General features: G+C 44.7%; 1 protein-coding gene. It reads right to left on the bottom strand.

Going from position 1 to position 459, the window contains the following annotated elements; genetic code table 11:
• A partial coding sequence (locus ACTHUM_RS19575; protein WP_440403951.1) for a phosphorylase family protein occupies positions 1-325 on the bottom strand: 325 nt, incomplete at its 3' end.
• Positions 326-459: the final 134 nt, after the last annotated feature.

Below are 459 nucleotides of genomic sequence, written 5' to 3'. Positions count from 1 at the left end.
CATAGGTATAGTCGATCAAATCGTCCGGCAACACTAAACTGCCATTTTCAAAATCGGGGTTGATACCGACGACTGAAGAAATGGCAATAATGTTTTCAACGCCTAAAGAATGTAACGCCCAAATATTGGCGCGGTAGTTGATTTCATGCGGCGCGATGGTATGGCTGAAGCCGTGTCGGGCAAGAAAAACAATATCCAAGCGCCCCAACCTGCCGAACAAAATAGGGCTGCTGGTTAAGCCGTATGGAGTGCGTATGATTTTTCGTTCGGTAATTTCGAGTTCTGGCAGTTTGGTCAAACCGCTGCCGCCGATAATGGCTAACATATAGACTTCCTTTGTTATCAATGGCCGTCTGAAACTTGGATTTCAGACGGCCTTAATATTATCGATTTATTTATGTTTGTAGAAATGGCTGCCGAAATAGACAGATGCACCTTCACGTAGTAAAACCAGCGTCA

Source organism: Neisseria sp. P0021.S006, assembly GCF_051956895.1.
This window is presented reverse-complemented; position numbering and strand designations above follow the sequence as displayed.